Source organism: Methanoregula sp., from assembly GCF_028712425.1.
In the GTDB taxonomy this organism is placed as follows: domain Archaea; phylum Halobacteriota; class Methanomicrobia; order Methanomicrobiales; family Methanospirillaceae; genus Methanoregula.
Genome location: NZ_JAQTQD010000045.1, coordinates 1 through 5,950, shown reverse-complemented (window position 1 = coordinate 5,950; position 5,950 = coordinate 1). Strand labels below are relative to the sequence as shown.

The 5,950-nt window shown below is 51.3% G+C and carries 13 protein-coding genes and 1 pseudogene; 8 read left to right on the top strand and 6 right to left on the bottom strand.

Translation table 11 applies throughout. The features are described from left to right. Window positions 1-44 precede the first annotated feature (44 nt). The 5 genes from PHF39_RS13520 to PHF39_RS13500 all read left to right on the top strand — a co-directional run bounded on the left by PHF39_RS13520 (window position 45) and on the right by PHF39_RS13500 (window position 1,500). Window positions 45-281 (top strand): hypothetical protein, encoded by a 237-nt coding sequence (locus tag PHF39_RS13520; RefSeq protein WP_015285778.1) that lies wholly within the window; start codon window positions 45-47, stop codon window positions 279-281. Next, window positions 278-553 carry a type II toxin-antitoxin system RelE/ParE family toxin gene (locus PHF39_RS13515; protein ID WP_300225012.1) on the top strand — a complete coding sequence of 92 codons (276 nt, stop codon included), beginning with the start codon at window positions 278-280 and terminating at the stop codon, window positions 551-553. Before PHF39_RS13520 ends, PHF39_RS13515 begins: the two co-directional genes overlap by 4 nt. Before the next feature lie 300 nt (window positions 554-853). Beyond that, complete coding sequence (locus PHF39_RS13510; RefSeq protein WP_300225009.1) at window positions 854-1,165, top strand: nucleotidyltransferase family protein; 312 nt, start codon at window positions 854-856, stop codon at window positions 1,163-1,165. After that, entirely contained in the window at window positions 1,155-1,307 is a 153-nt protein-coding gene (locus tag PHF39_RS13505; protein WP_300225007.1) for a HepT-like ribonuclease domain-containing protein, read from the top strand. The genes PHF39_RS13510 and PHF39_RS13505 overlap by 11 nt, the downstream gene beginning before the upstream one ends. A 22-nt stretch (window positions 1,308-1,329) precedes the next feature. Further along, window positions 1,330-1,500 carry a HepT-like ribonuclease domain-containing protein gene (locus PHF39_RS13500; RefSeq protein WP_300225016.1) on the top strand — a complete coding sequence of 57 codons (171 nt, stop codon included), beginning with the start codon at window positions 1,330-1,332 and terminating at the stop codon, window positions 1,498-1,500. A 95-nt stretch (window positions 1,501-1,595) separates the two neighbouring features. Here the strand turns inward: PHF39_RS13500 and PHF39_RS13495 are convergent, their stop codons facing one another. The 5 genes and pseudogenes from PHF39_RS13495 to PHF39_RS13475 form a co-directional block, all read right to left on the bottom strand. Beyond that, on the bottom strand, window positions 1,596-1,832 hold the full coding sequence (locus PHF39_RS13495; RefSeq protein WP_300225005.1) for a type II toxin-antitoxin system HicB family antitoxin: 237 nt from the start codon (window positions 1,830-1,832) through the stop codon (window positions 1,596-1,598). A 145-nt stretch (window positions 1,833-1,977) separates the two neighbouring features. Then, window positions 1,978-2,376 (bottom strand): annotated as a pseudogene (locus PHF39_RS13490) (DUF86 domain-containing protein). Further along, window positions 2,369-2,662, bottom strand: coding sequence for a nucleotidyltransferase family protein (locus PHF39_RS13485; protein WP_300225002.1), 294 nt, complete (start codon window positions 2,660-2,662; stop codon window positions 2,369-2,371). The pseudogene PHF39_RS13490 and the gene PHF39_RS13485 overlap by 8 nt, the downstream one beginning before the upstream one ends. Before the next feature lie 227 nt (window positions 2,663-2,889). Continuing rightward, window positions 2,890-3,216, bottom strand: coding sequence for a DUF86 domain-containing protein (locus tag PHF39_RS13480; RefSeq protein WP_300224999.1), 327 nt, complete (start codon window positions 3,214-3,216; stop codon window positions 2,890-2,892). A 35-nt stretch (window positions 3,217-3,251) separates the two neighbouring features. Next, on the bottom strand, window positions 3,252-3,581 hold the full coding sequence (locus tag PHF39_RS13475; RefSeq protein WP_300224996.1) for a nucleotidyltransferase family protein: 330 nt from the start codon (window positions 3,579-3,581) through the stop codon (window positions 3,252-3,254). Window positions 3,582-3,989: 408 nt separating this feature from the next. Here PHF39_RS13475 and PHF39_RS13470 point away from each other — a divergent pair, with 408 nt between their 5' ends. Together PHF39_RS13470 and PHF39_RS13465 are read left to right on the top strand one after the other, a co-directional pair. Continuing rightward, entirely contained in the window at window positions 3,990-4,190 is a 201-nt protein-coding gene (locus tag PHF39_RS13470) for a hypothetical protein (protein ID WP_300224993.1), read from the top strand. Then, complete coding sequence (locus tag PHF39_RS13465) at window positions 4,187-4,603, top strand: type II toxin-antitoxin system VapC family toxin (protein ID WP_300224990.1); 417 nt, start codon at window positions 4,187-4,189, stop codon at window positions 4,601-4,603. The genes PHF39_RS13470 and PHF39_RS13465 overlap by 4 nt, the downstream gene beginning before the upstream one ends. Before the next feature lie 120 nt (window positions 4,604-4,723). Here the strand turns inward: PHF39_RS13465 and PHF39_RS13460 are convergent, their stop codons facing one another. Further along, window positions 4,724-4,912, bottom strand: coding sequence for a type II toxin-antitoxin system HicB family antitoxin (locus tag PHF39_RS13460; protein WP_300224987.1), 189 nt, complete (start codon window positions 4,910-4,912; stop codon window positions 4,724-4,726). A gap of 543 nt (window positions 4,913-5,455) precedes the next feature. On the opposite strand from PHF39_RS13460, the gene PHF39_RS13455 reads away from it, so the two are divergent. Then, window positions 5,456-5,902 (top strand): PIN domain-containing protein, encoded by a 447-nt coding sequence (locus PHF39_RS13455; RefSeq protein WP_300224984.1) that lies wholly within the window; start codon window positions 5,456-5,458, stop codon window positions 5,900-5,902. Window positions 5,903-5,950 lie beyond the last annotated feature (48 nt).

The following is a 5,950-nucleotide window of genomic DNA, read 5'->3' as shown; positions in this document are numbered from 1 at the left end:
CGAAGGATCTGGTTTAATATCTATAGTCACCTATAGGTCTTACTATGCAGGCTGCAAGTTCCATTTACATCCGGGAAGATCTCAAAACCCAGCTGAACACCCTGAAACGTCACCCGAAAGAATCGTACAATGACGTTATTGAACGCCTGGTGAATCTTGCTGTTGACGATGAACCGCTCAGTGCCGATGCTATCCGGGGTCTGGAAGAAGGTCTCCATGATATCAAAGCGGGAAACCTGATCCCTGAAGAGGAAATCCGGAAGAAATACGGTGCTGAATGAGCCCGTACAGAGTACAGTACACCCATCGTGCAGACCGGGATCTGGAAAAATTACCCCGGGAGATTGCCCGGAAGGTTGTCAGTGCGATTCACCAGATACGGGAAGACCCGTACCAGTTCATCAAAAAAATGAAGGCGTCAAACCCGGATCATCCGGTGTATTCACTCCGTGTCAGAAGAGACGTTCGTGCACTGCTCTCAATCCATGATGACCTCCTGATTATTCATGTTCTTGAGATCGAACACAGGAAACAGGCATACCGGGATTTCTAAAAAACATATTCCGGCCGGGCGGCAGCACAAATTCTGGCGCATGCCAGCCGCACGGGAGCAGGAGAGGGGACACAGGCGAACCGGGAACGCAGCTCCCGTCTAATCAGCGGGAAACGATCGAACGGCCATCACAAGGAAAGGGAAAAAGAGATCTATACTCCGGCATGATATGAGAGAATAATTCTTTTGCAGTTGCCGGTACCCCCGCCCCAGAGCAAGAATCTATAAACAGCCAGCGTCCAAAACCGTAAACAAGAGCGATATTCATCAGGTACAGGGAAATTCGGGAGTGAAACGATCATGAATCCACTCATCATGAGCCGGGAAAAAAAGATAGAAGAGTTCTGTAAAAAGTGGAACGTACGCGAACTCCTGGTCTTCGGCTCTGCCTTAAGGGCTGATTTCCGCCCGGAAAGTGACATTGATATCATCGTGGATTTCAAACCCGGCTCTGTGCATACCCTTCTTCATCTCGCAAAAATGGAGGAAGAACTGGAACGGGTTTTTGGCAGGCGTATCGATCTCATTACCCGCAAGGCCATAGAACAAAGCCGGAATCACATACGGAAAAAGACGATCCTTTCAACAATGGTGCCGGTCTATGTCGCGTGACGATGCCTATCTTCTCGACCTTCTCCTTATGGCAAAGGACGCACACGAGTTCACGAAGAACCAGACCCGGGAATCCTTTCTTTCGGATCGGAAGGGCCAGTACGCAGTTATCCGGTGCCTCGAAGTGATCGGGGAAGTATAAAAAGCGGCTCTCCCCGGAGACAATACGCCGGTTCTCGTCAATCGAATGGTCATCTATGGCACGGATGCGGGACATGCTCATTCATTCCTATGGCAAAGTGGATCTTGACGAGATCTGGGACACGGTTAAAGAGGACATCCCGCATCTCATCGCAACGCTTGAACCATGTATCGATGAATTTGAGCGTCAGTAACCGGCGTGGCTGCCTTTACCCTGGTGGCGGACCTTCTAAAAATCCCCTCTTCATCGGTCGTTTGATCAGGAAAGCCGAGGAGACCCGGGGGAGTTTCACGCCTCGACCTCAATAACGGAGGTAAATTTTTCCGGGGACGAAATGGAAGGTTCGATATCGCCGGTCATATCGTATTCGCGTGCATTTTTCAGATAGAGATCGATCGCCTCCCGGATATTTTCGAGTGCTTCTTTGGGGGTATCGCCACAGCTCGCCACTTCCAGTTCAACGCACTTTGATACATACACACCATCTTCTTCCCAGATGGTGACCGTAAAATGATAATTTGCCATCTCTTCTCAACCGGATAGATTATCGAGCACGGGCAATGAGCTTTGTTGTCGCGGTTGTCTGTAAGAAAACGAAAAGAGAGGGAGAGAGACCACAGACAGATGGGTGAAGTCATTCCCGGTGCAATGCATAAGCACCGGACTATCCTTACTCTTCTTCCATGAGATGCTTAATCTGGCTTTTAAGAGCCGGTAATTCTTCACGAATACTTATCCAGAGCAGATTCCAGTCAACACGGAAATACCGGTGGGTAATGATATCCCGGACACCGGCAAGACCACTCCAGTCCACTTCCGGGTGATCGATCATGAGGGCGTCCGGAAGGTTCTTGGAGATATTGAATCCCCGATGGGGTGAAATTTAAGAAGAACCCGCAGGGTTCTTCACCTCTTCCCCGATAACCTGAAGATTACGAAGGATCGCATCCTTTGTCCGTTCATCGGCCATCAGCTGATCGAACGAAATGCCCCGGGTGAATAGTTCGATCTTTTCCACGGACTGGTAAATATCAAACAACAGGAGACGGGAGGATCGCCTTTCAGACATAGACGACCTCGTGCATAACCTGATCGCGGATCAGGGGATGGAGCCCCTCGGGAGTCACGAGATCCACCGCGATATTGAGACGATCCGAGATCAGTTTTTTCAGGTGCACGAACGCCATCATGCCAATCGGTTCATCAAATTCCACAACGAGATCGAGATCGCTCTGTTCGGTCTGGAGTTTCCGTGAGTAGGATCCAAAGATACCGATGTTCCGTACGTGATACTGCTCCCTCAACTCGTGCCTCATGACCCGCAGTTGTTCCAGTATCTCGGAAGTATCTCTCATGTTCGTCATGGAATATTGGCACTTCATATATATGAGCGATATGGAGGAGAGAGGAATATCGAATAAATAGATACTGTAATTCGGATGACCCGGACTCGTTCATCCTCTGGAACAACCTCGGCTGCTGCCTGATGGAACCCGGGCAGTACGACGATGCCATCCAGTCCTTTGGCCGGGGGAGGATTATGCAGAAGAGGGACTGCGGGAGGGAGGTATCGGACAGGCACTTATTCCCGCGAGCCCTTGTTCCGAAGATCCCGGAGTATCCGTTTGAGCCCGGTCTTCAGGGGAGGAAGATCCTGTTCGACAGTAGTCCATAAGTGCTGGACATGGACATCGAAATAGGCATGGATCAGCTTGTCCCTCGTCCCGGCAATTGCCCGCCAGGGTATATCCGGGTATTCTTTCTGGACAGATTCCGGGACATGTTTTGCCGCCTCGCCAATGATCTCAAGTGCCCGGGTGACTGCGAATATCTTCTCATCGTTGCTGAGGAATGCGGAGAGATCCATTCCCCGGGTAAACTCGCAGGCTTTCTCTGCAGCATGCAGCATATCCTCTAAGTAGACATCAAAATCCCGGGCGGATTTCATAGAGAGACTGCCTCACTGATGATACGATTGCGGAGGGCCGGCTTGACAGCACTTTTTTCAACCAGATCGATCGGAACAGCAAGATAGGATGACAAATCCTGCTCAAGGGAAACAAGATCGAAGAGTGAGAGCTTCCGTGCAGGATCGAACTCCACAAGAATATCCAGGTCGCTTCTTTTGGTCTGCTCGCCCCGTACCCAGGAACCAAAAATCTCAAGGGAGGTGATCCCGTACATATGCCGGAGTTCCGGCAACCTCTGGCGGAGAAGGGCCTTCATCTCTTCCAGGGATCTCTTTGTCCGGGAGTTCGGTACCGTCTTTTTCATGATACAAACGCTGGATCTGGTTTTGGGTGTTGTTCAGCAACCGGGTTCTTGTACTTGCAGCTTCTTTCCGTTCAGTTCTGTTCTATTAAAGATAGGTGAACGAGATAATAAACGCAAGCTATCCCGGCCCGTTAAACAATGTCAGTTATATCCGGAAACGGTCCGTAACCTTCCCACCCGGCATCTCTCCACAGATCCGGCCGGGCGGTGGCAGCACAGGTCCTGGCGCAGGCCAGCCGCACGGGAGCAGGAGGGGAGACACAGGCGAACCGGGAAAAGGGACCGGGAGCGGGAGAAGAATGATGACCGGATACCATGACCTTGCCGGCCAGTCCGGATTGCAGTCTCCGGCGTCATGCAAACCTTATTGTCAACGGGCGTTGATGATACAGTACCGGTGAATGGCCCATGACAACAATAAAAGCAAAAGTCATCGACAATTTTCACCTTGAACTTGAACGCGGGCTCGATTCGGGAAGCGGGGAAGTTTTCGTGAAGATTATCGAAAGATTGCCGGTCAGATCCCTGAGCGGTGCCTGGGGGTACGATGTCGACAGTGCGGAGTTCGAGCGGAACCTCAGGACTTCGAGAAAGATCGAACCGCTATGAATTTTTTTCTCGATACCAGCATCTGCGTGGATGTCCTCCGGACAAAAGGAGCCGAGCGATCACTGGAGCTTTTTGAAAGTTTTTCCAACAAAAATGCCGGTTTTGTTTCCGTCATCACGGTTGCCGAGCTGAGCGCCGGTGCTGCTCTCTCGCCTCTTGGCGATGCCATGAACAAAACCGAGTCGCTCCTTTCCTATGTCGGGATCATCGATCTCACCGAGCCCATTGCATTTGAAAGTGGAAAGATCTTTGCCGGGCTCTCAAAGGCCGGTAAAAAGATCGAGTTCAATGATTGCCTGATCGCAGCAACGGCCCGTTCCATGGGAACTGACGAGATCGTGACACGGAATTGCGATCATTTCAACCGGATCCCGGGGATCAGGGCAGTAATCCCCGAGAACATTGAGTTCTGACCTTCCGGTCCCGGAAATTTGTGCCTGCTGTTCAGGATGGTTAAAAATACCGGCAGTTTAAGCGACATCCGCTACTTCAACATGCGAGTGGTTTATCAGAACCACGAGCAGGAGAAGATTTCAGCAGAAATCTGCGACTTTGGATATCTCGCGGCGGACGGCAGAAGTCTTCCGGTGCAGCTCTTCCCGCTGCACTTCAAGAACAAGTTCTATCGCTTCTTTGATATTGGCAAGTGCTTCTTCCCGCGTCTCTCCCTGGCTGATTGCTCCCGGGATCCCGGGCGCACTGTACAGTAAACCCGCCTTCATCCTGCGGTCCGGGCACTACCGTATATTGCATGATTATTCCTTGGTCGTGCAGGCTATACATGTTTTCTGTCATGACGAAATGCAATCATGGTGAGCGGAGAATGAGAAGAGCGGGGACAGCACACCCGGGAAAGGATCTGCCGGGGAACCCGCTACGCCAGCGGCCCGGATTGCCAGCCGGAGTAGTGCACCACATAGTGCCGGGAGACACGGTAGGGCGAATCTTTTTATGGAACTGTTAATGGATCAGCTTGACAAACGCCGGGAAAAGAAGCAGGCCCCGGGCGGACACAAGGGGGATACGGCGGGCCGGGGAGTGTATGCGACAAGTTGTCAAGCGGGAGCAGGAGAGGGAGACACAGGCGAACCGGGAAAGCGGGCCGGATAGGAAACGGGAATGGAAACAGATGGGGGGAGACAGTGGTGATTATGTAAGGTTCCGGACAATGAGGAAAAGTCAGTGTATAGTACAAAGCCGTTGTGGGTTTTTCCCAGTACGATCATTTATCGGTTTACGGGGGGAATACTAAAAACAGGAATGCTATGAAGATTTATCTGGATGTTTGCTGCTTGTGCCGGCCGTTCGATAATCATAGTGAGACACGAGTCCGACTGGAAACGGAGGCAATCCTTTCGATCCTCAAACGCTGTTCTCTTGACTGGGAGCTGGTAACCAGTACCGCGGTCCTGTATGAGATTGGACTTATCGGAGATCCTGCGAAACGATCGCACGCATTGCGTCTGGTTCAGAGGGCTCGTGAGACGATTCGGGTTGATGATATCCTGCTGTCACGGGCAGAAGAATTTGAGAATCTCGGTGTTATGGGTATGGATGCGGTTCATAGTGCCTGCGCTGAAAAAGCCGGGGCGGTACTGCTCACAACCGATGATGCTCTGGTAAAGATTATGATGAAGAATGCACCACGTACATCTGTATGTGCAGATAATCCGCTGCACTGGTTGATGGAGGTGAATCATCATGGGGAGTAAAACGATCGCAAAGATCCAGAGTGAAGGATACGATGCCCTTGTTAATGC

Coding starts and splice junctions, on each gene's coding strand:
- PHF39_RS13505 (WP_300225007.1), top strand. CDS start 1,155: ATGTCGCGTGACGATGCCTATCTTCTCGACCTTCTCCTTATGGCAAAG.
- PHF39_RS13515 (WP_300225012.1), top strand. CDS start 278: ATGAGCCCGTACAGAGTACAGTACACCCATCGTGCAGACCGGGATCTG.
- PHF39_RS13520 (WP_015285778.1), top strand. CDS start 45: ATGCAGGCTGCAAGTTCCATTTACATCCGGGAAGATCTCAAAACCCAG.
- PHF39_RS13485 (WP_300225002.1), bottom strand. CDS start 2,662: ATGAGAGATACTTCCGAGATACTGGAACAACTGCGGGTCATGAGGCAC.
- PHF39_RS13495 (WP_300225005.1), bottom strand. CDS start 1,832: ATGGCAAATTATCATTTTACGGTCACCATCTGGGAAGAAGATGGTGTG.
- PHF39_RS13510 (WP_300225009.1), top strand. CDS start 854: ATGAATCCACTCATCATGAGCCGGGAAAAAAAGATAGAAGAGTTCTGT.
- PHF39_RS13460 (WP_300224987.1), bottom strand. CDS start 4,912: ATGAAGGCGGGTTTACTGTACAGTGCGCCCGGGATCCCGGGAGCAATC.
- PHF39_RS13455 (WP_300224984.1), top strand. CDS start 5,456: ATGAAGATTTATCTGGATGTTTGCTGCTTGTGCCGGCCGTTCGATAAT.
- PHF39_RS13480 (WP_300224999.1), bottom strand. CDS start 3,216: ATGCTGCATGCTGCAGAGAAAGCCTGCGAGTTTACCCGGGGAATGGAT.
- PHF39_RS13470 (WP_300224993.1), top strand. CDS start 3,990: ATGACAACAATAAAAGCAAAAGTCATCGACAATTTTCACCTTGAACTT.
- PHF39_RS13475 (WP_300224996.1), bottom strand. CDS start 3,581: ATGAAAAAGACGGTACCGAACTCCCGGACAAAGAGATCCCTGGAAGAG.
- PHF39_RS13465 (WP_300224990.1), top strand. CDS start 4,187: ATGAATTTTTTTCTCGATACCAGCATCTGCGTGGATGTCCTCCGGACA.